The sequence below is a fragment of the Thalassotalea eurytherma genome (assembly GCF_030161415.1).
Lineage (GTDB): Bacteria > Pseudomonadota > Gammaproteobacteria > Enterobacterales > Alteromonadaceae > Thalassotalea_G > Thalassotalea_G eurytherma.
Genome location: NZ_BSSU01000007.1, coordinates 38,294 through 59,737, shown reverse-complemented (window position 1 = coordinate 59,737; position 21,444 = coordinate 38,294). Strand labels below are relative to the sequence as shown.

Below are 21,444 nucleotides of genomic sequence, written 5' to 3'. Positions count from 1 at the left end.
GAAGTTGAATGATACATGGTGATGCAAAGTTTACCACAGCTTGCTTATGCAGGCACAACTGTCCTAGCGAAAGAAGCCGAGGTTGCTCAAAGCAAAGGTATTGTGCTGTATGAGTTGATGAAACGTGCTGGCCAAGCAGTGTTTAATTATATCGATAGCGTATACCCAAACCATTCTCTGTTGGTGCTTTGTGGTAAAGGAAATAATGGTGGTGACGGTTTTGTGGTCGCGCGTTTAGCACTGCAGCAATCGATTACAGTAAAAGTCGTGTTATTCGCCCGTATTGCTCAATTAAAGGGCGATGCGAGACAGGCATGTGACGAATATTTAGCAATCGGCGGTGAAATCGAAGAAGTTGATCAAGATGTACTTGTTCCAGACGATTCTAAGTATGAAGCTTATCAATTGGTCGTTGATGCTGTGTTCGGTATTGGTTTCAAAGGCCAGTTGCCATCGTTAGTCGCCAATTTCTTTGCCATGATACAGGCACGTCAACTTCCTGTGGTTAGTATCGATGTACCGTCTGGTGTTAACGCAACAACAGGAGAGGTATCAAGCCATGCAATTATCGCTAAAGCAACGGTAATTTTCATGGCGATGAAACAAGGCTTGTTAACGGGAGAGGCTTGTCATCATGTTGGTGAGCTGGTATTTGAATCATTATCACTCGCGCATCGGTTTTGTCAGCTAGTAAAAACAACGACCCAACGTCAAACAACGGAAAACCTACCAACATTACTACCACGGGTGATACATCAGCATAAAGGTCATATTGGACTCTTACTCACGATCGGTGGTCAATCCGGTATGCCAGGCGCTATCCGATTAGCAAGTGAAGCAGCGTTGAGGTGCGGAGCGCCTTTAGTCAGTGTGTTAAGCGCTGAGCAAAATCATTCGATGATTATGAACAATCGTTATGAGTTAATGCTTGCGGGTAGTGATGTTGCAGATTTACAAGCAAACATAGCGTTGAAAAAAGCTAAAGCGGCGGTGATTGGCCCTGGTCTTGGTCAGAGTGAATGGGCACAGTCATTATTAGATTTTATGTTATGTTCTGATCTTGATCTTGTAATCGATGCAGATGCCTTGTCTTTGCTAGCAAGTAATCAAACGTTAATGCAAGGTCATACTGGTGCTCGCGTTTTAACGCCACACCCAAAAGAAGCTGCCATTTTACTTGGTTGTAGTATAGCGGCTATTGAAAACAATCGATTCGATGCTGTAAAAAAGATAGCTAATACATATCAATGTGTTTGCTTATTAAAAGGACCTGGTACCTTGGTCAGTGATGGTAAACAGGTCTTTATCAACACGACGGGCAATCATGCTATGGCGACTGGTGGCATGGGGGATGTGCTAGCCGGCATGATTGGTGCGTTGATTTTGCAAACAGATAATTTACTCGACGCAACGCGATTAGCAGTTTATCTTCATGGCAAAGCAGGTGATAATATCGCCGCTGAACAAGGCTATGTTGGCCTTTTAGCAAGTGACTTATTTTCAGTATTTCCAACATTACTACAAAGTGTTTATGAACCAGTATCAAGCTAATTTAGAAAATGAACAAGCAACCACAGCCCTAGGGTCATTGATCGCGCAGGCCGTAAAAAAACAATTGAATCATGGGGTTGTCGCCTATTTAAATGGTGATTTAGGCGCTGGAAAAACAACGCTAACTCGTGGCTTTGTTCAAGGGATGGGGCATGATAGTCATGTTAAAAGCCCAACCTATACGCTGGTAGAGCCTTATGATTTAGCGCCTTGGCAGGTATATCATTTTGATTTATATCGCCTTGCTGATCCTGAAGAACTTGAATATATGGGCATACGAGATTATTTTAATGAAAATAGTTGTTCATTTATCGAATGGCCGCAGCGTGGCGAAGGAATGATTCCAGCACCTGATTTCATTATTAATTTGTCGTATAGTGGTGAACAACGTGAAGTGGAGTTGATTGCTCAATCGTCGTTAGGTGAGCAATTAGTTGAGTGGTTAAACGCGCAGTAGTAGGAAAGATATGTATCTTGAGCGTCAATTAAACAAGCTAAAACGAGCACTATTGTTCGTCTTATTGCTAGCCTCATTTGAAGGTTTGGCAGCGAATAGTATCGACTCTATTCGTGTTTGGCCGGCGCCAGAAAATACTCGCGTAGTGTTTGATCTAGACAAACAACCTAAATATAAATATTTTTCGTTAAGTGCCCCTCATCGATTAGTTATCGATTTTGAGAATTCAAAGCGCAACGTTAATTTAGCTAATATTGGTAAAAATGATCCCCGAATAAAAAAAATTCGCACCAGTAAATCAAAGAAAACCGGTACAACTAGGCTTGTGCTTGAACTTAACGCGAGTTACAAAACTTCTGTGTTTCCTTTAGCACCAGCGGGCCAATATGGTCACCGTTTGGTAATCGATTTATACGACAAACAAAAAAAGTCTTACACCGCCGCTAAATCACCGAAGCAAAAACAAGATATTGTCATTGGTATAGATGCCGGGCATGGTGGCGAAGATCCTGGTTCAATAGGTTATCGTGGCAATTATGAAAAAAATGTCACATTAGCGATTGCCAAAAGATTAAAGAAGCTGATTGATAAAGAAAAAGGCCTAAAGGGCGAGCTTATTCGTTCAGGCGATTACTATATTCATGTTAATGATCGATCTAAAATTGCCCGTAAGAAAAATGTAGATTTTTTAGTCTCTATTCACGCTGACGCATTTCACACGCCACAACCGAGCGGTGGCTCTGTGTGGCTAGTGACTAACCGACGTGTTGAATCCGAATTATCGCGATGGTTGGTTAACCGAGAGAAAAACTCAGAGTTACTGGGTGGTGGCGGTAGTGTGATCAAAAATACCAATGACGATAACCTCGCGATTACAATAGCTGATATGAATAAAGAGTATTCATTAGAAGTTAGCCATGGTGTTGCCTCTAGCGTTATTAGCCGTATGCGCAAAATTACTAAAATGCATAAAAAGACGCCACAAAATGGTAATTTTGCCGTTTTAAAAGCATCCGATATTCCTTCTGTTTTGGTGGAAACTGGCTTTATTTCAAATCATCAAGAAGAGCGAAATCTCGTTAACCCTAAGCATCAACAAAAGTTAGCCAAAGCGATGTTTGATGGTATTAGAAGCTACTTTTTAAATAATCCACCTGCTGGTAGTCACTACGCTTCCATTGCTGTTAAAAAGCATACGGTTAGTCGCGGTGAGTCCTTATCGGTATTAGCGCAACGATATAATGTGTCTGTCAGTAAACTAAAACAGGCTAACAATTTGCGTTCTAATACGGTGAAAATTGGCCAGACCTTAAAAATTCCCCGCGCCGATTAACCTTTGCTAAGAAATCATAAATGACAATAAAAATATTACCCGCTCGCCTTGCTAACCAAATCGCAGCAGGTGAGGTTGTTGAGCGCCCAGCATCTGTTGTTAAGGAGTTGGTTGAGAACAGCCTTGACGCCGGTGCAACCAAAATTCGTATCGACATTGAAAAAGGTGGCTCAAAGCGCATCCGTATCGTTGATAACGGTAAAGGCATCGTTAAAGACGAATTAACGTTGGCGTTAAGTCGACATGCAACGTCAAAAATAAAAGATTTAGATGATTTGGAAGCCATTGCTAGTTTAGGCTTCCGAGGCGAAGCATTAGCCAGTATTAGCTCAGTTGCACGCTTAACGTTGACATCAAAACCCGAAGCACAGGAACAAGCCTGGCAAGCCAAAGCTGAAGGTCGAGATATGGCTGTTGAGGTGTTACCAGCAGCGCACCCCAATGGTACAACTGTTGATGTCGTTGACTTGTTTTTTAATACACCAGCAAGGCGCAAATTTTTGCGTACGGAAAAAACAGAATTTACTCATATTGAAGAAGTGATCAAGCGCATCGCATTAGCCTATTTCGATGTCAGTTTTATTCTTACGCATAATGGTAAGCAGATTAAACACTATCGCCAGTGTGCAAATGAAGAAAGCTATGCCAAACGTATCGGGCAAGTTTGCGGGCAAAGCTTTTTAGCCAATGCCATTGAAGTCAAAACTCATCACAATGATTTAACGTTATGGGGTTGGATAGGCCTACCGCAGTTTTCACGCAGTCAAAACGACTTATGCTATAGCTATGTGAATGGGCGGATGATGCGTGATAAATTAATTAATCACGCGATTAAACAAGCCTACAGCGAGTACCTTGCAAGTGATCAATATCCAGCGTTTGTTTTATATTTAACGCTTGATCACCGTGAAGTAGACGTGAATGTTCACCCTGCTAAACATGAAGTTAGATTTCATCAAGGGCGCTATATTCACGACTTTATTTTTTCGGTATGCAACAAAGCGTTAGCAAGTGTTAGCGAACCTGCTTTATATCAGGATGAAGACCAATACCCAGTTCAAGAACCTGCAGTGGTTTCATCGCCAGCTATTTCTCCTTTAAATCGGCCTGAACAAACTAATGAGGTTAGAGGCTACGTTACGCCTTTGGCATCTACGAACAGTCAAAATCACCATTCAAGTCAAGCAAGTAACGTTAGCCATTATGGTAGTAGCCAAGTGTCAAAACAGGCGAGCCAAAACTACCAATCGTTAATGACACCGGCTAAGGCATTTGTTGCCGAGCGAGAACACGCTTTAGTTGATGGCGAAGCTAGTACACCGCAACTATCTTTGTTAGCTGTTGTTGAAAATCAATATGGACTGATTATTGATGAAGGTAAACTGAAAATATTTGACGCGATTAATTTAGCCAAAAAATCCTATTTATTGTCATTACAAGAAAAGTGGGCAACGGGTTTAGTGAGCCAACCTTTATTGTTGCCAATTAAAGTGAACATTGTCCAAGAACATATCAGTTTAATCGAACAATTTGAGGCGCTGTTTAAGCAGTCTGGTATTGTTTTAAGCTATCAACAAGGTGTGGTTATCAAGCAATTTCCAGCACTATTGCGGGCACTTGATATCAACGAGTTTATTCAAAAAGCCTTAAATTTCCTAGCGCAATTAACTGACGTTCAACAGCAACAAGAAACGATCACTGAATACTGGTTAGACTTTTTAGCAACACGTCTTGTGCCTGAGCAAATTGATACAGATAGTTATTTACCTGTTTGGCGTCAAATGCAAAACCAACATCAAAATGACTTTAATCAATATATTGCCTTGAATTCGTCTATAGTTGACCTTACATCCAGTACAAGCCAATTAAAGATGTAAGTTATGTCCGCTGATAATAAATTACCACCTGTCATTTGTTTGATGGGGCCAACCGCGTCAGGTAAAACTGCGTTAGCGATGGAGCTATACGATACCCTGCCGTGTGAGATTATTAGTGTTGATTCTGCCCTTGTCTTTAAGGGGATGGATATAGGTACGGCTAAGCCAACGTCAGAAGAGTTGGCTAAGTATCCACATCGTTTAATTGATTTAATTGATCCATTAGAAAGCTACTCTGCGGCTGAGTTTTGTAAGGACGCACTGCAAGCAATTGAGGAAATTCGCCAAAGTGGTCGGATTCCTTTGTTGGTAGGAGGTACTATGATGTACTTCAAAAGCTTAATTGATGGAATTTCTCCGCTGCCTGAAGCAAATGCAGATATTCGGGCGCAAATTGAAAAAGAAGCGCAAGAAAAGGGCTGGGACGCATTACATGCCGAATTGGCAACAATAGATCCTGAATCTGCAAATCGTATTCATCCGAACGACCCGCAACGGCTAACACGTGCGTTAGAAGTATTCCGTATTACAGGAAATACTTTGACACAATTAACCGCAATAAAAGGTCAACGTTTAACCGGGGATGTTTTACAATTTGCAATCACGCCTAAAGATCGAAAAACCTTGCATGAACGTATTGAAATAAGATTTAATAAAATGGTCGAACAAGGCTTCAAAGAAGAAGTTGTGCAATTAAAGGCCCGTGGTGATTTACATGAAAACTTACCATCGATTCGATGTGTCGGGTATCGTCAAATGTGGCAACACCTCAATGGTGAGTACGATTTTGATGAAATGATCTTTAAAGGTGTATGTGCTACTAGACAATTGGCTAAACGTCAATTAACGTGGTTAAGAGGTTGGGATGAACTCACCTGGTTGGAAATGGAAGACAACAACAATTTACAAGTAATTACATCACAAATAAGCAAATTATAAACAATTGTGTATAATGAATGTTAACAGCTAGTTAACCTGCTGAATTAAAAAAATTTATTTCACTAACAATAAAAAAAAGGGGCCAATAATGGCAAAGGGGCAATCTTTACAAGACCCATTTTTGAATGCATTACGTCGTGATCGCATTCCAGTGGCAATTTACTTAGTAAATGGCATTAAGCTGCAAGGCCAAGTCGAGTCATTTGACCAGTTTGTTATTTTATTAAAGAACACGGTAAGCCAAATGGTGTATAAACACGCTATTTCAACGGTTGTGCCGTCTCGTGCTGTAAACACTAATCCTGCTCCAACAAGTAATCAAGGTGGCTTTAACCAGCCAATGGACAATCAGGATTAATGCTTGTAGTACCAACCATTAGGAGTACTTCATTTGTTTGATCGTTATCAGGCAGGTGAGCAAGCAATCTTAGTTCATGTAGATTTTCCTGACGAAAGCAGTCGAGAAGATCTACAAGAATTTGAAATGTTAGTGTCATCATCAGGTGTTTCGGCACTTGATGTGATTACTGGCAAGCGAAACACCCCCCATAGCAAATATTTTGTCGGCTCAGGTAAGGTAGAAGAAATAGCAGAAGCGGTAAAACTACATAGCGCAAACGTTGTTCTTTTTAATCACAGCCTTAGCCCATCTCAAGAAAAAAATGTTGAAGCACTGTGTGAATGTCGTGTTGTCGATCGTACAACGCTTATTTTAGATATTTTTGCTCAACGAGCACGTACCCATGAGGGTAAATTACAAGTTGAACTTGCGCAATTACGTCACATTAGTTCTCGACTCATACGTGGTTGGACTCACCTTGAACGTCAAAAAGGTGGTATTGGCTTGCGTGGTCCTGGTGAAACTCAGTTAGAGACAGACCGCCGATTATTACGTGAGCGCATGAATAATATTCAAAAGCGCTTAGATAAAGTTGAGAAGCAGCGACAGCAAGGTAGACGCTCAAGAACCCGCGCTGAAATACCGACTGTCTCTTTAGTCGGGTATACTAACGCTGGTAAATCAACATTATTTAATACGATTACGCAAGCTGACGTATATGCTGCTGATCAGCTATTTGCAACACTCGATCCAACGTTAAGGCGCATCGATGTTGAAGATGTTGGTCGGGTTATCCTCGCAGATACCGTAGGTTTTATTCGCCATTTACCTCATGACTTAGTTGCGGCGTTTAAAGCAACGTTAACTGAAACACGTGAGGCTCATTTATTGTTGCATGTGGTTGATATTTCAGATGAACGTCGCCAAGAAAACATGGAACAAGTCGAAGAAGTACTTAACGAGATTGATGCTGGCGATGTGCCCCAGTTATTAATTTGTAACAAAATAGATAACCTAAATGATATTGCGCCACGTATCGATAGAGATGAGAATGGGTTACCAATTCGTGTATGGTTATCTGCTCGTGCTAACCAAGGCGTTGAATTGTTATATAAAGCGTTAGCAGAACGTTTAGGCGTTCAAATTGTTCAGCATACATTGAGAATACCTCCTTCAGCAGGCAAGCTTCGTGGTGAGTTTTATCAATTAAACTGTATTACAAAAGAAAGCTATGACGACCAAGGTAATTGCATCTTAGCCGTCAAATTACCAGAAAGAGAGTGGAATCGAATTGCAAAAACAGCAACGATTGAACACTTTATTGAGCATTAACAGTCTGATCTATTGTCTTTTCTTCTTAATTTGTCGAAAATGATACTAATATCAGCAAAATAATTTTTTTAGTGACTATTCGGAGAGCATCATGGCTTGGAATGAACCGGGGAAAGATGATAAAGATCCCTGGAAAAACAAAGGTGGCAATAATCAAGGTCCACCTGATTTAGACGATTTGTTTAAAGACTTAGGCAATAAATTTGGCGGCGTATTTGGTGGCTCCAATGGCTCATCAAATAAATCAAGCAACAGTTTCCCAAGTGCCGTTATTATTGTAGCCCTACTTGTGGCATTAGTTGTTTATGCCTACTCGTGTATCTATACAATTAAAGAAGCGGAACGAGGTGTTAAATTACGTTTTGGTGAATATGTTGGTTTAGTAGAGCCGGGTTTAAGTTGGAAGTGGACGTTTGTCGAACACATTATTCCTGTTGATGTGCAAACCACACGTGATTTGCCAGCATCTGGTTTCATGTTAACGCAAGACGAGAACGTAGTACGTGTAGAAATGCAGGTGCAGTACCGTGTTATTGATGCCCGTGATTATATTTTCAGCGTTACGAATGCTGATAGTAGTTTAAGCGAAGCATTAGATAGTGCATTACGTTATGTTGTTGGTCATTCAGAAATGGATGACGTGCTAACAAGTGGTCGTGAGCAAGTTCGTCAAAGTGTTTGGCAAGAACTTGAGAAGATTATTGAGCCATACAACATGGGCTTAATGGTTGTTGACGTTAACTTTAAAGATGCTCGTCCTCCTGAAGAAGTGAAAGACGCATTTGATGACGCTATTTCTGCACAAGAAGATGAAATTCGCTACATACGTGAAGCTGAAGCCTATGCAAGAGGCATAGAGCCTCGCGCTCGTGGTCGAGTGAGCCGCATGGAGCAAGAGGCGTTAGCTTATAAGCAACAAACTGTTTTAGACGCAGAAGGTGAAGTAGCACGCTTTACAAAGCTGTTACCAGAATACCAAGCTGCACCTGAAGTGACACGAGAGCGCTTATACCTAGCGACGATGGAAAAAGTGTATGCAAATACCTCCAAAGTAATGGTTGATGTTGAAGGCGGTAATAATATGATGTACATCCCGCTTGATAAAATGATCAATCAACAAAACACTGCGCCAGCGCGCACATCGCAACCGATGAACTCGGCAACGTCACAACAACAACCTTCAACGACGATGAATAGTGCTTCTGGCCGTTCAGATCGTTTTAATAGTGGGAGAAACTAAACAATGAAAAATATTGTAATGATTGTTATCTCACTATTGTTAGTGATGTTTGTATCGTCAGTGTTTGTTGTCAACGAAGGGCAACGTGCAATTGCCTTCCAATTTAAGAAAATTAAACGTGATGCGGATACACAAGAAATGTTGGTGTATGAACCAGGTTTGCACTTCAAAGTCCCAATGATTGAAAATGTGACCAAGTTTGATGCGCGTATTCAAACGTTAGATGAAGCACCTGATCGTTTTGTAACAGCAGAGAAAAAAGACTTAATGGTAGATTCGTACGTAAAATGGCGAATCGTTGATTTTTCAACGTTCTACCTACGTACATCAGGTAATGTTGATAATGCATCTGCGTTACTTAAGCAAAAAGTTAATAACGGCTTACGTACAGAGTTTGGTGCACGCACAATAAAAGAAATTGTTTCTGGTGATCGTGATGGCATTATGTCAAAAGCGTTAGAAAGTGCAGAAAGCTCAAAAGAAGACTTAGGTATTGAAGTTATCGACGTGCGTATTAAAGCGATTAACTTACCAACTGAGGTGAGTAATTCAATTTATGACCGTATGAGAGCTGAACGTACAGCAGTAGCAAAAGAACACCGTTCTGAAGGTCAAGAGCAATCGGAAATTATCCGTGCAACGATTGATGCAAAAGTTACGGTTATGCTTGCAGAGGCTCAGAAGACAGCTTTTGAAATTCGAGGTGAGGGTGATGCACTTGCAGCTAAAGTGTATGCTGATGCTTACAATCAAGATAAAGAGTTCTTTTCTTTCTATAGAAGCTTAGAAGCCTACCAAAAGAGTTTCAGTAACAAGAATGACATCATGGTGGTGAAACCTGATGGAGACTTCTTTAATTATTTAAAAGATAGTAAATCTTCAAAATAAATCAAAAAGCCATGACCATGTCATGGCTTTTTTTTCGGGTTAATTTATGTCACTAGAATTACTCCTAACAGCATTTGCTATCGCCTTGATTATTGAAGGTATTGTTCCTGCTTTATTCCCTAATAAATGGCGTGCCTATGTAGCGAAAATAGCACAAGAGCCGACAGCTAATATTCGAAATATAGGTCTGTCTATTATGGTTATAGGTGCTGTCTTACTTTGGATGCTTAACTAAAACAATTACTTATTCCTAAATGAAAATTAAAATGATGATTTGGTTAATAAGTGTGCAATTAACACTTTTACTGACCTTAGATATTTGTTAGAATCCCCGCCTAATTTTCTTACCAACATGTGAAAATGGGTAAAAACGTCGTAGTTCTGGGCACCCAATGGGGTGACGAAGGTAAAGGTAAAGTTGTTGACCTTTTAACGGATAAAGCAAAATTTGTTGTTCGTTATCAAGGTGGTCACAACGCAGGTCATACATTAGTTATTAACGGTGAAAAAACCGTACTTCACTTAATTCCATCAGGTGTTTTACGTGACAACGTAAAATGTTTAATTGGTAACGGTGTTGTACTTTGTCCAAAAGCGTTAATGACAGAAATCAAAATGCTAGAAGAGCGTGGCGTACCAGTACGTGAACGTTTACTTATCAGTGATGCATGTCCTCTAATTCTTCCATATCACAACGCACTAGATGCAGCTCGTGAAAAAGCACGTGGTAGCAAAGCAATCGGTACAACAGGTCGTGGTATTGGCCCAGCGTATGAAGATAAAGTTGCTCGTCGTGGTTTACGTGTTGGTGATTTGTTCTGTAAAGAATCTTTTGCTGCTAAGTTAAAAGAAATTATGGAATATCATAACTTTGTACTAACAACCTACTATAAGGTTGAGCCAGTAAGTTATGATGAAGTACTTGCTGATGTAATGGCAGTAGCAGATATCATTAAAGATATGGTTGCTGATATTGCTGAATTACTAGACCAATCACGTATTGCTGGCGAATCTATTATGTTTGAAGGTGCACAAGGTACACTTTTAGATATTGATCACGGTACTTACCCATATGTAACCTCTTCAAATACTACCGTTGGTGGTGTAGCAACGGGTTGTGGTTTTGGTCCTCGTCATATTGACTATGTTTTAGGTATTACTAAGGCTTATACAACGCGTGTTGGTTCAGGTCCATTCCCGACAGAATTAGATGATGAAATTGGTAATCATTTAGGTACAGTTGGTCATGAATTTGGCGCAACAACAGGTCGTGAACGCCGTTGCGGTTGGTTTGATGCTGTTGCAATGCATCGTGCTGTTCAAGTTAACTCGATTAGTGGCTTTTGTTTAACTAAATTAGACGTACTTGATGGCCTTAAAGAGTTAAAGATTTGTACTGGCTACAAGACTGAAGCAGGCGATATCATTACCGTGCCACCGACAGCAGCTGAAGGTTATGAGAAAATCACACCAGTTTATGAGTCTATGCCTGGTTGGTCAGAGTCAACTGTTGGTGCTACAACAGTAGAGCAATTACCTGATAATGCTCGCGCTTATATTAAGCGAATCGAAGAAATTACAGGTGTCCCAATTGATATTATTTCAACAGGCCCAGATCGTGTTGAAACAATGATCTTGGTAAACCCTTTCGAATAATCGATTCGATATTAAAAATGAAAAAAAGCCAACCATCGTGTTGGCTTTTTTTTGTCCAAACTTTCTATTACATAACAAAAAAATATAAATTTTTTTATTACATATTTATCCATCTATTGCTTTCAAAACTGGGCGCTAATACGCATTGATTTCCCTGTTATTTGATAACTTAAACACGAATCAAATAGTATCTAAAAAGCTTTAAAATTCACCAAATGTTGTCATTAGTTGTGATCCTCTAGAAACACATTAATGAAATATTGCAAAAAGGCATAGCGAATATTTAACAAAATAATGTGAATTTAGCTTAGAGCTGTTGCACTATTTTCAGTGTCATACTAACTGGTAGGCTTTGTCAGCTCTTGAATTGCGAGAAAGCAATCACTTACCATATGCGTACTTGAAGCTTTTCAAGAAAACTTTCAAACACAGTTTCTTTATCATCGTAGACTTTTTAGGAAATACTAATGGCCGATTTACGTCAGCAAGCTCTTGATTACCATGCCGCTCCAACGCCAGGCAAAATTAGCGTTGAAATTACTACTCCTGCTGAAACGTCAAAAGATCTCTCACTGGCCTATAGCCCAGGTGTAGCAGAGCCGGTAAGAGAAATCGCAGAGAATCCAGATGATGTCTACAAATATACAGGTAAAGGTAACACCGTTGCCGTTATCTCAAATGGTACTGCAATTTTAGGATTAGGTAATTTAGGTCCTATGGCGTCAAAGCCGGTAATGGAAGGTAAAGCCCTTCTGTTTAAACGTTTTGCTGACATTAATTCATTTGATATTGAAGTAACCCACAATACGGTTGAAGAGTTCATCTCTACTGTTGCTAATATTGCTGATAGTTTTGGTGGTATTAACCTTGAAGACATTAAAGCACCAGAATGTTTCCAAATTGAAAAAGCATTAATTGAACGTTGCAAGGTACCTGTGTTTCATGATGATCAGCATGGTACGGCGATTGTGACTGCTGCGGGTATGATTAACGCACTAGAGATTCAAGGTAAAAACATCAAGCATGCTAATATTGTTTGTATGGGCGCAGGTGCTGCCGCAATCGCTTGTATGGAGCTACTGATTAAGTGTGGTGCACAACGTGAAAAAATTTACATGCTTGATCGCAAGGGTGTTGTGCACACACGCCGTGATGACTTGAACGAATATAAAAAGCTCTTTGCTAATAATACAGACAAACGCACACTTGAAGAAGCGATTGATGGCGCAGATGTTTTTGTTGGCGTTTCAGGCCCTAATTTACTGTCTGCTGAGCAACTAAAATTGATGGCACCTAACCCAGTTGTCTTTGCTTGTTCAAATCCAGATCCAGAAATAAAACCCGAACTTGCCAAAGCTGCGCGTGACGATGTGATCATCGCGACAGGTCGTTCTGATTATCCAAATCAGGTGAACAACGTGTTATGTTTCCCGTTTATTTTCAGAGGGGCATTAGATGTTCGTGCGACGAAAATAAATGATGAAATGAAAATTGCTGCGGTGAATGCAATTCGAGAATTAACTAAAGAACCTGTTCCTGAAGAAGTACTTTTAGCAAGCGGTGAAACATCACTGATCTTTGGTAAAGAGTATATAATTCCTAAGCCAATGGATTCTCGTCTATGTGCAAGAGTGGCTCGCGCTGTCGCATTAGCGGCAATTGAATCTGGCGTTGCTCAAATTGAATTGCCTGAAAACTACTTTATCTAGAGAGTATTAGATCAAAAAAACGCGCCAACAGGCGCGTTTTTTTATTTAAGATGATTATTCTTCATCATCTTCAAAGATACTAAAATCAGTAATCCCATTTTCTGCAAGCACCTTGCGAACACTCGCTGGTAGTTTCTCAGGATTATCTTTTGTTAAGTCTTCATCATCAGGTAATGGTTGCCCAGTAAAGGCATGTAAAAACGCTTCACATAACAATTCACTATTTGTTGCATGACGCAAGTTATTGACTTGGCGTCTTGTACGCTCGTCAGTTAACACTTTCAATACACGTAAAGGAATGGATACCGTTATTTTTTTTACTTGTTCGCTTTTTTTACCATGTTCGGCATATGGGTTTATATATTCACCATTCCACTTCGCCATGAAAATACCTCTAAAAGTTTTTAAACCATTGGAATTGTACTGGTTGTGAGAAAACAGTCAACTATGAATGTGTAGAAGTTTAGACGTCTAAAAATAGCTTGACCCGCTAATCCAATACGTTTAGAGTTATAGACGTCTAAACGCCTATTTTTTTATGATACTTTATTGCAGGACAAAAGATGCGCAAACCACATATTGAAACGCAAGCAGCTCGCGGTGGCATTAATATCGACAAGCACCATGGTGCTGTTGTTGCACCAATACATTTGTCTAGCACCTACGCTTTAAAAGGCTTTAATGAGAAGCGAGACTTTGATTATTCGCGCACTGGTAACCCAACACGTGCCACATTTGGACAAACTGTAGCTGACCTAGAAGAAGGCTCTACAGGCATTGTTACCAGTACAGGTATGTCTGCAGTTCATTTGTTATTACAGCTAGTCAGCGTTGGTGATAGCGTCGTAATTCCTCACGACTGTTACGGTGGTAGCTACCGATTATTTTCGTTTCTAGCGAAAAAAGGTAATTTTAATCTTATTGTCGTTGATCAAAGTGATGACGCAGCACTTGAACAAGCATTGTTATCTCAACCTAAGCTAGTATTGATTGAAACACCAAGCAATCCGTTATTGAGGATTGTTGATATTCAAAAAATTAGCGAACAGGCTAAGCAAGCAGGGGCTTTAGTTGCCGTTGATAACACCTTCTTATCGCCTGTTATACAAAAGCCGTTGTTGTTGGGGGCAGATATTGTTTTCCACTCAACAACCAAATATCTAAATGGTCATAGTGACATTGTAGGTGGTGTACTTGTGACAAAAGATCCAGCGCTTGGTGAAGAGCTTGCTTGGTGGGCGAACTGTATAGGTATTACGGGATCAGCCTTTGATAGCTATTTGGCGCTTCGCGGTCTTAAAACACTGCCATTGCGTATTGCACAGCATCAAGCAACCGCACTTGCCGTAGCTAAGTTTTTAGACGCCAATGAAGCAATCGAACAAGTCTATTTCCCAGGCTTAACTGGCCACCCACAGCATCAACTTGCTAAAACACAACAAAATGGCTTTGGCGCTATGTTGAGCTTCGAAGTGAAGGGCGGTGTAGAAGCAGTTAAAGCGCTTTTTGATAACTTATCCCTCTTTACGCTTGCCCAATCATTGGGGGGTGTTGAAAGCTTAATTAGCCACCCATCTACGATGACGCATGCCGGCATGGATATTGAGGCACAAAAAGCGGCAGGTATTAGCCAGTCATTGGTAAGAATTTCTGTCGGCATTGAACATGTTGATGATATTATTGCTGATTTAGCCCATGGCCTACAGTGTAGCCAAAATCCGTAAATTGTTTTGAATTCCCAGATTGTTAGTTGATATAAGTAATGACCATAGAAAATTTAATTAAACACGCAAATACCCACACTGGGAAATTAGCCATTAATGTTCATAAGTTTGGCGGTAGTAGCCTTGCTAATAGCGAGTGTATTGAGCGAGTTATCGATATCATTTGTCGTCATTGCCAAATCAACGATATTGTTGTTGTTTCAGCAAACGGTGGTGTCACCGATCAACTTTTCAACCTATGCCAGTTAGCAAAAGACGAAGTTGATTATACTGAAGCGCTAAATAACCTGCATTTTCAGCTAAAAGGGTTAATTGCTGAGCTGCTTAACGAGCAAAATAGTAGCTATTTAACAAAACAGCTAAGTGATGATTTTTTACAGCTATCAGATTGGCTCGCAAATGATTACAAGCAGCAACGCAATAACATTTTAGCCTTTGGTGAAGTGTGGTCAGCACGCTTATTATCAGCAGTGCTTAATGAACGTATTTGTCCTAGTCATGCGCTTGATTCGCGAGATTTTATTCAAATAGCCTCAGAGCAAGAGCCACAAGTTAATTATGACTATAGTCGCGACCAATTCAATCAGCTTAAGCAAACTCATCAACTGACCATTGCAACGGGCTATATTGCGCGCGACGTTAACGGGCAGTCTTGTACATTAGGACGCAATGGCTCTGATTATTCGGCAACAATTATGGCAGCGTTAACTGGCGCTGCTAATGTTACGTTATGGACCGATGTCGACGGTATTTATAGTGCAGATCCGCGCGTTGTGCCTGCAGCTAGAAAATTGCATCGTTTACCTAATGGAGTAGCACGAGAACTTGGTCGATTAGGTAATCCTGTGCTTCATGTAAATACCTTAAAACCACTAGAAGAGCATGCTACGCATTTACATGTTGCTAGTTCATTTGATAGTGAAATCAGTGGTACCGAAATTGGCAAGTTTGGCTTTTTAGCTAAACAAGAACTGTCAGTTACCTACTCCAATGACGTGTTGTTAGTGAGTAGCGAGCATTTGTCTGCGTTGTCAAAGCCTGAAGCATTTACCCGATTCTCACCTATTTGCTTTGATGAAAAGCAAGCACTCATGGTAATCAAACAAGAGCAGCAAAAAGCAGTCAGTCAATGGTTTGCTAGCAAAGTAGGAGACGTTACCTTTAAACCTGTTGCAATCATTGCTGTCGTTGGCCATAAGGTTGCTGAAAGAGGTGATGTTAAAGCCAGATTTAAACGCGCATTAGAAAACACAAGAACACTTGATGTTGTTTCTTCTACTTCAGAGCACAGCATCATTAGCGTGCTACCTGATAGTTGTAGTCCTGAGCTAACCAATGTTGTGCATCATGAAATGACAAAAGATGCTAAACATATCGGTGTTGTCGTAGCTGGCTTGGGTAATATTGGTGAGCGCTTTCTATCCTTGCTACCGAATCAAATTAAACGTCAATCCGTATTGGAAAATGTCCACTTAGTCGGTTTGCTTAGCTCTAAAAAAGCGCTCATTAATACAGATGGCATTAGCCCGAAACAAGCACTATTGCAATTTGAAAAACAAGCAAAAGATTATGATGAAACCTTATTACTAACCTGGCTTAAAAATCACCCATATGATGAGTTGATAGTGGTCGACATTACGCCAAGTGAAACGTTTAGTTTGCTATATCGTGAATTCTTTCAACAAGGTATTCATGTTATCGGTGCGAATAAGTGGGCAGCGTCTAGTTCTACTGAGTATTACAATGGCTTAACGGCATTAGCAGAGCAAAATGGTAGTGTTTGGCTAGGTAATACGACGGTAGGTGCTGGTTTACCAATTAATTTTGCGATTAATGACTTACGACGCAGTGGTGATGAAGTCAAAGCTATTTCAGGTATTTTTTCAGGTACTTTATCTTGGCTATTTGAACAATACGATGGCAGCGTGCCTTTTTCTGAGTTATTAACGAATGCTTTATCACAAGGGTTAACAGAGCCTGATCCTCGTGAAGACTTATCTGGCCGAGATGTTCAGCGAAAATTACTGATCTTAGCGCGATTAGCCGGCTTTACTTTGTCTTTGGAAGATATCGAATGCCAATCTTTGGTACCTGAACAATTGGTTTCGTTATCAACGCAAGATTTTCTTAAGCAATCACATTTGCTTGATGAACTCTTTGAAAACCAATTATTACAAGCCAAATCTGAAGGTAAATGTTTGCGTTATATCGCGAAATTTGAAATTAATGAAGACGGCTATCAAGCTAACGTCGGATTGGCATTTCTTGATACTGATGATGCTTTTGCTCGCTTAAATCCTTGCGATAATATTTTCAAAATTGAAAGCCAATGGTATCAAGATAACCCATTAATCATTCGTGGACCGGGTGCAGGCAGAGATGTTACGGCAGGTGGCATACACTCTGATTTGGTTGCGATCTGTGAACAACTATCAACTAAACAGCATCAAGTTAAAATTAAAGGGTTAAACGAATAAGTTACTCATGCGCTAACGCAAATAGAGTCTTTAAATTCAGTATTAACGACATGGTTAATACTGGATTTTTTAGTTCTTTCTTTCAAATGCAGCGCAGTTAGCACCGCTAACTTCTAACGTTCATATCGGTAACCCGTATTATTTGTACTTTATTAGGCTTTTGAGGCGAAAAACGGGTTAACAAATAATTCGCTATTCCGTCAATTATTAAAACACTCACGTAACAAGGTGTAAAATATCATTAATTTTGCTTGTGATTGTTTCGTTTATTAACTAGCATTTTTGTATATTTTCAAAAATTTAGGCTAGTTGACGAACTAAATGGCAAAGAAAGTTTTACAAGATTTAATTATCACAACACAAATCAAAGGGCTGCTAAACAAAATTTATGGTTTAGCACCTAGTGATGATTCGATCTTGAAACGTGCTATTGAGTTTTATGAGTTACAACCAGCTAGAGAAACACGACAACGAGAACTCGAAAGCAATATTATTGAGCAAAAAGCCAAGTTAGAAGTGGCACAAACCAGTAAAGTTAAAAATAGACAAATTGCCTTAGAACATGCCCAACTTGAGCTTGAAGAATTTAAGCAAGAGTTTTCTGCAGAGCGTTTTGATAGGCATCGACACTTCTTGGAAATTGTTCATGAAATCATTGGTTTAACCGAAGGTGATAGTGCTGAAGATACCATTCGAAAATCGTCACTAGTTTTAGGTACTATTCAACTACTTAGCCCAACTGAAGGCAGTAAAATTGCTGAAAAAAATGAACAACATAAGCCTTTGTATAAGGCGGTGTTGTGCCTACGCCTATTAGATGATTTACTAACACAAGAGCAACTTAACGACGAATTTATCAATCAATACCTAAATGACATTCCTGCAGAGCGCTACCAGGACTTCATAGAAATTAATCCTGCAGCACATAAGTATTTTTGTGAGCAGGTAAAGGTTGCCGTGGTATCAGCTGCGCTTGCACAAGATATTGGTAACTTTCATCCAGAAGCACGTGAAATATTATGCGGAAAAAATGGTAAAGAAGATCCTTATCGAACGTTAGACATTGAGCAGCGTAAGGCACTCTTGCAAGTTTCCTTTAGAGAAACGATGAAATATGTCAATGAAGGCATTGGCACACTCAACTATATTGGTAACTCTAAAGAAGATAGAGATCGTTTCGTTAAAGACGAAAAAGCTAAACTGATGTTTGTTAAAAAGTTACTTAAGCGCGGTGTTAATCCACAAAACAGTATCGGTAATTTGCTTAAAGTCCCACAAATTTATGCGTCTATAGTGCTATCAACGAAAGATAGTTATAACTATAAAGTAATTCCTAAAGTATTTAGCGTATTAAATACCAATGCCGAAAGAGGTGCTTGTAGCCAGCGTGTTGTAGATAGCTTTTATAAAGTGGTTGGCATGTTTCCACAAGGTTACGGTGTTACGTATATCCCTAAAGCCTCTGATGGCAATGATATGGATACTTACGAATATGCTATTGTGTGTTCTTTGTACCCTGAAAACCCCGAAGAACCGATATGTCGGCCAGCAACTCGTGGCTTAACCTTTATAAGTCATGGTCAAAATACGGTTATTGAAACAACAAGTAACCTACACTTTACTCAAACTGCCAAACGTCTTGCTCGTGTTAGTAAGAAACGTTTACTTGAGATTTTAGAAGTAATCTCGTCCAACTATGAAGAGCGCAGAGAGTTGGATGTTTTACCTCGATGCTGGCTCCCTAATGACTACTTCTCAATAAAAAACCATCAAAAACTATGGAATCGTTCTGTTTACGAACAAGAGCGATAATCAAAAGAAACTCCCTTATAAATAATTATGCAATTTTATTGCATTTATATTTTTCTCTTGTTAAGGTTTACCCTAATTGTTACATAGCCATATCTTTAGGTGTTTGAAATGTTTTCTCTGAAATTACGACGATAAGCTTTAATACCTTAATTAGTTATGAATTTTTACTCAATTTCATAACATGGTTTTTATATCGTCAATTATTGTTTTAGTGAATAAATTTGCATTTTAGGGTTTTGCCATGAAGAAGGTCGCAATTATCGGTGCCAGTGGTTATGTCGGCGCTGAGTTAGCTGGATTATTAGCTCAGCATTCAAAAGTTTCGATAGAACACTTAGTCATATCGGAAAACAGTACTTCCAACGGAAAGAACTTTGCGGACTTACATGCTCGCTGGCAGGGGGTTATAGATGTACCTCTGCTCACTTTTTCTACTCAATGGTTCGAGACCTTTGGGAGTCAATTAGACGCTGTTTTTTTTGCAACGCCACATGAATTTAGTGCACAGTGGGCATCAAAGTTCGTTGAAAAAGGCGTTAAAGTGTTCGATTTATCAGGTGGTTTTCGTCTTAAATCGCTTGATGATTATCCTACATATTATGGTTTTGATCACCAATACCCAAGTGCTGTCTCAGATGCTCAGTATGGCTTAGCTGAATGGCACCCTGAAGCCATTGCCAAAGCAAAATTAGTTGCTGTGCCAGGCTGTTACCCTACGGCTAGTCTATTAGCTATTAAGCCACTTATGACAAATCAATTAGTCGATGAAAATCAACTTATTGTTATCAATGGTATTAGCGGTGTAAGTGGTGCCGGTCGAAATGCGAACCTAGCAACTAGCTTTAACGAAGTAAGTCTCAAGCCGTATAATATTTTAGCTCACCGTCATCAGCCTGAAATTTCCCAAGAAGCTGGCGCACAAGTAATCTTTAATCCTCACTTAGCACCATTTAAACGAGGGTTATTAGCAACCGTTACCTTGTCATTAAAAAATGGCGTTAATAAAAGTGATGTTACTCAAGCATTTGAAAATGCTTATCAAGACCAACCCATTGTACGTATTAAGCAGTCATGGCCCCAAATTGATCATGTTGCTCATACGCCGTTTGCCGATGTTTATTTTGAAGTAGATGAAGAAAAGCAGGTAGCTGTAGTTAGCTGTGCGATTGACAATTTGCTTAAAGGCGCGGCTGCACAAGCGGTTCAGTGCTTTAATTTAAGTTATGGATGGTCATCAACTGAATACTTAGTACCCAATACAGTGAGTTTATCTAATATAGGAAGTCTGTCATGAAACAACCCCTAGTGATTAAAGTTGGCGGTGCTATTCTTACGAAAGAGGAAGCGTTGTCGTCGTTGTTTAATGTGATTAAACAAGCAGAAAATCAACACATTGTTTTGGTTCACGGTGGCGGGTATGTGGTTGACAACATGTTATGTCAGGCTGGTTATAGCACGAAAAAAATAGATGGCTTGCGTGTAACGCCAAGGCACCAAATACCCGTAATTAGTGGAGCTTTAGCTGGCTATGTTAATAAAACCTTAGTCGCCACTGCTAATAAAAAGCAATTACTAGCCGTTGGTCTCTCTTTGGCCGATGGTGCGATGACTACGTGTCAGTTGGCTGATGAAAAGCTTGAAGCTGTCGGGCAAGTCAGTGCCAACTCAAGTCAGTTATTAGATACCTTATTAAAATCTGGGTGTTTACCAATAATATCCTCTATCGGTGCACTACCAGATGGCCAATTGCTTAATGTAAATGCAGACGATGCAGCGGTCGTTATTTGCCAATTGCTTAATGCGCAGCTGCTACTGTTGACGGATGTAAACGGTGTCAAAGGTGCCGATGGTGAATATCTTTCTCAATTAAATCAATCTCAAGCGCAACAGCTCATTGCTGATGGTGTTATTGCTGGTGGCATGACCGCTAAAGTAAACGCTGCGTTTGAAGCGGCAAATCATTTACGACGAAGTATCGCGGTTGCTAGTTGGCAATCGCCCGAGCAAATTTTATCGCTCGTTGCAGGTCAATCAGTTGGCACAAAAATTCAGCCTTCTTGTTAACCAAACCCAAACAAATTTCGTTTTAAATAGGTATTTTTAAGGAAG

Annotated in this window: 18 protein-coding genes; 17 read left to right on the top strand and 1 reads right to left on the bottom strand. The window is 39.9% G+C overall.

Going from position 1 to position 21,444, the window contains the following annotated elements:
* Positions 1-15 precede the first annotated feature (15 nt).
* The 12 genes from QQK02_RS07725 (at position 16) to QQK02_RS07670 (ending at position 13,322) form a co-directional block, all read left to right on the top strand.
* Complete coding sequence (locus QQK02_RS07725) at positions 16-1,551, top strand: NAD(P)H-hydrate dehydratase (protein WP_284207409.1); 1,536 nt, start codon at positions 16-18, stop codon at positions 1,549-1,551.
* Positions 1,532-2,008, top strand: a complete 477-nt coding sequence (gene tsaE, locus QQK02_RS07720; RefSeq protein ID WP_284207408.1) for a tRNA (adenosine(37)-N6)-threonylcarbamoyltransferase complex ATPase subunit type 1 TsaE — start codon at positions 1,532-1,534, stop codon at positions 2,006-2,008. The genes QQK02_RS07725 and tsaE overlap by 20 nt, the downstream gene beginning before the upstream one ends.
* A gap of 10 nt (positions 2,009-2,018) precedes the next feature.
* Positions 2,019-3,341: an N-acetylmuramoyl-L-alanine amidase gene (locus tag QQK02_RS07715; protein ID WP_284207407.1), complete on the top strand. Its 1,323-nt coding sequence runs from the start codon at positions 2,019-2,021 to the stop codon at positions 3,339-3,341.
* Between the two features lie 20 nt (positions 3,342-3,361).
* On the top strand, positions 3,362-5,218 hold the full coding sequence (gene mutL / locus QQK02_RS07710) for a DNA mismatch repair endonuclease MutL (protein ID WP_284207406.1): 1,857 nt from the start codon (positions 3,362-3,364) through the stop codon (positions 5,216-5,218).
* Between the two features lie 3 nt (positions 5,219-5,221).
* On the top strand, positions 5,222-6,157 hold the full coding sequence (miaA, locus tag QQK02_RS07705) for a tRNA (adenosine(37)-N6)-dimethylallyltransferase MiaA (protein WP_284207405.1): 936 nt from the start codon (positions 5,222-5,224) through the stop codon (positions 6,155-6,157).
* Between the two features lie 88 nt (positions 6,158-6,245).
* A complete protein-coding gene (gene hfq, locus QQK02_RS07700; RefSeq protein WP_284207404.1) occupies positions 6,246-6,515 on the top strand; it encodes an RNA chaperone Hfq in 270 nt (89 codons plus the stop codon).
* A gap of 33 nt (positions 6,516-6,548) precedes the next feature.
* Positions 6,549-7,829 carry a ribosome rescue GTPase HflX gene (hflX, locus tag QQK02_RS07695; protein ID WP_284207403.1) on the top strand — a complete coding sequence of 427 codons (1,281 nt, stop codon included), beginning with the start codon at positions 6,549-6,551 and terminating at the stop codon, positions 7,827-7,829.
* 91 nt (positions 7,830-7,920) lie between these two features.
* Entirely contained in the window at positions 7,921-9,069 is a 1,149-nt protein-coding gene (gene hflK / locus QQK02_RS07690; protein ID WP_284207402.1) for an FtsH protease activity modulator HflK, read from the top strand.
* A 3-nt stretch (positions 9,070-9,072) separates the two neighbouring features.
* Positions 9,073-9,957, top strand: coding sequence for a protease modulator HflC (gene hflC, locus QQK02_RS07685; RefSeq protein ID WP_284207401.1), 885 nt, complete (start codon positions 9,073-9,075; stop codon positions 9,955-9,957).
* Between the two features lie 46 nt (positions 9,958-10,003).
* Positions 10,004-10,192: a DUF2065 domain-containing protein gene (locus QQK02_RS07680; protein WP_284207400.1), complete on the top strand. Its 189-nt coding sequence runs from the start codon at positions 10,004-10,006 to the stop codon at positions 10,190-10,192.
* Positions 10,193-10,317: 125 nt separating this feature from the next.
* Entirely contained in the window at positions 10,318-11,613 is a 1,296-nt protein-coding gene (locus QQK02_RS07675; protein WP_284207399.1) for an adenylosuccinate synthase, read from the top strand.
* Positions 11,614-12,080: 467 nt separating this feature from the next.
* Positions 12,081-13,322 carry a malic enzyme-like NAD(P)-binding protein gene (locus QQK02_RS07670; protein ID WP_284207398.1) on the top strand — a complete coding sequence of 414 codons (1,242 nt, stop codon included), beginning with the start codon at positions 12,081-12,083 and terminating at the stop codon, positions 13,320-13,322.
* A gap of 54 nt (positions 13,323-13,376) precedes the next feature.
* On the opposite strand, the gene metJ is transcribed toward QQK02_RS07670, so the two are convergent.
* Complete coding sequence (gene metJ, locus QQK02_RS07665; RefSeq protein WP_284207397.1) at positions 13,377-13,706, bottom strand: met regulon transcriptional regulator MetJ; 330 nt, start codon at positions 13,704-13,706, stop codon at positions 13,377-13,379.
* Between the two features lie 179 nt (positions 13,707-13,885).
* Here metJ and metB point away from each other — a divergent pair, with 179 nt between their 5' ends.
* The 5 genes from metB to argB all read left to right on the top strand — a co-directional run bounded on the left by metB (position 13,886) and on the right by argB (position 21,399).
* A complete protein-coding gene (metB, locus tag QQK02_RS07660; RefSeq protein ID WP_284207396.1) occupies positions 13,886-15,046 on the top strand; it encodes a cystathionine gamma-synthase in 1,161 nt (386 codons plus the stop codon).
* 38 nt (positions 15,047-15,084) lie between these two features.
* Complete coding sequence (metL, locus tag QQK02_RS07655) at positions 15,085-17,523, top strand: bifunctional aspartate kinase/homoserine dehydrogenase II (protein ID WP_284207395.1); 2,439 nt, start codon at positions 15,085-15,087, stop codon at positions 17,521-17,523.
* Positions 17,524-17,844: 321 nt separating this feature from the next.
* Positions 17,845-19,335 (top strand): hypothetical protein, encoded by a 1,491-nt coding sequence (locus tag QQK02_RS07650; protein ID WP_284207394.1) that lies wholly within the window; start codon positions 17,845-17,847, stop codon positions 19,333-19,335.
* A 241-nt stretch (positions 19,336-19,576) separates the two neighbouring features.
* Complete coding sequence (gene argC, locus QQK02_RS07645) at positions 19,577-20,629, top strand: N-acetyl-gamma-glutamyl-phosphate reductase (RefSeq protein ID WP_284207393.1); 1,053 nt, start codon at positions 19,577-19,579, stop codon at positions 20,627-20,629.
* Complete coding sequence (gene argB / locus QQK02_RS07640) at positions 20,626-21,399, top strand: acetylglutamate kinase (RefSeq protein WP_284207392.1); 774 nt, start codon at positions 20,626-20,628, stop codon at positions 21,397-21,399. The genes argC and argB overlap by 4 nt, the downstream gene beginning before the upstream one ends.
* Positions 21,400-21,444: the final 45 nt, after the last annotated feature.

Bases quoted from the DNA above. Each gene is read 5' to 3' on its own strand.
- QQK02_RS07670 (WP_284207398.1), top strand. From the start codon at position 12,081: ATGGCCGATTTACGTCAGCAAGCTCTTGATTACCATGCCGCTCCAACG.
- mutL (WP_284207406.1), top strand. From the start codon at position 3,362: ATGACAATAAAAATATTACCCGCTCGCCTTGCTAACCAAATCGCAGCA.
- argC (WP_284207393.1), top strand. From the start codon at position 19,577: ATGAAGAAGGTCGCAATTATCGGTGCCAGTGGTTATGTCGGCGCTGAG.
- argB (WP_284207392.1), top strand. From the start codon at position 20,626: ATGAAACAACCCCTAGTGATTAAAGTTGGCGGTGCTATTCTTACGAAA.
- QQK02_RS07675 (WP_284207399.1), top strand. From the start codon at position 10,318: ATGGGTAAAAACGTCGTAGTTCTGGGCACCCAATGGGGTGACGAAGGT.
- QQK02_RS07725 (WP_284207409.1), top strand. From the start codon at position 16: ATGGTGATGCAAAGTTTACCACAGCTTGCTTATGCAGGCACAACTGTC.
- metJ (WP_284207397.1), bottom strand. From the start codon at position 13,706: ATGGCGAAGTGGAATGGTGAATATATAAACCCATATGCCGAACATGGT.
- hflC (WP_284207401.1), top strand. From the start codon at position 9,073: ATGAAAAATATTGTAATGATTGTTATCTCACTATTGTTAGTGATGTTT.
- tsaE (WP_284207408.1), top strand. From the start codon at position 1,532: ATGAACCAGTATCAAGCTAATTTAGAAAATGAACAAGCAACCACAGCC.
- metL (WP_284207395.1), top strand. From the start codon at position 15,085: ATGACCATAGAAAATTTAATTAAACACGCAAATACCCACACTGGGAAA.
- hfq (WP_284207404.1), top strand. From the start codon at position 6,246: ATGGCAAAGGGGCAATCTTTACAAGACCCATTTTTGAATGCATTACGT.
- QQK02_RS07650 (WP_284207394.1), top strand. From the start codon at position 17,845: ATGGCAAAGAAAGTTTTACAAGATTTAATTATCACAACACAAATCAAA.
- hflK (WP_284207402.1), top strand. From the start codon at position 7,921: ATGGCTTGGAATGAACCGGGGAAAGATGATAAAGATCCCTGGAAAAAC.
- metB (WP_284207396.1), top strand. From the start codon at position 13,886: ATGCGCAAACCACATATTGAAACGCAAGCAGCTCGCGGTGGCATTAAT.
- QQK02_RS07715 (WP_284207407.1), top strand. From the start codon at position 2,019: ATGTATCTTGAGCGTCAATTAAACAAGCTAAAACGAGCACTATTGTTC.
- QQK02_RS07680 (WP_284207400.1), top strand. From the start codon at position 10,004: ATGTCACTAGAATTACTCCTAACAGCATTTGCTATCGCCTTGATTATT.
- miaA (WP_284207405.1), top strand. From the start codon at position 5,222: ATGTCCGCTGATAATAAATTACCACCTGTCATTTGTTTGATGGGGCCA.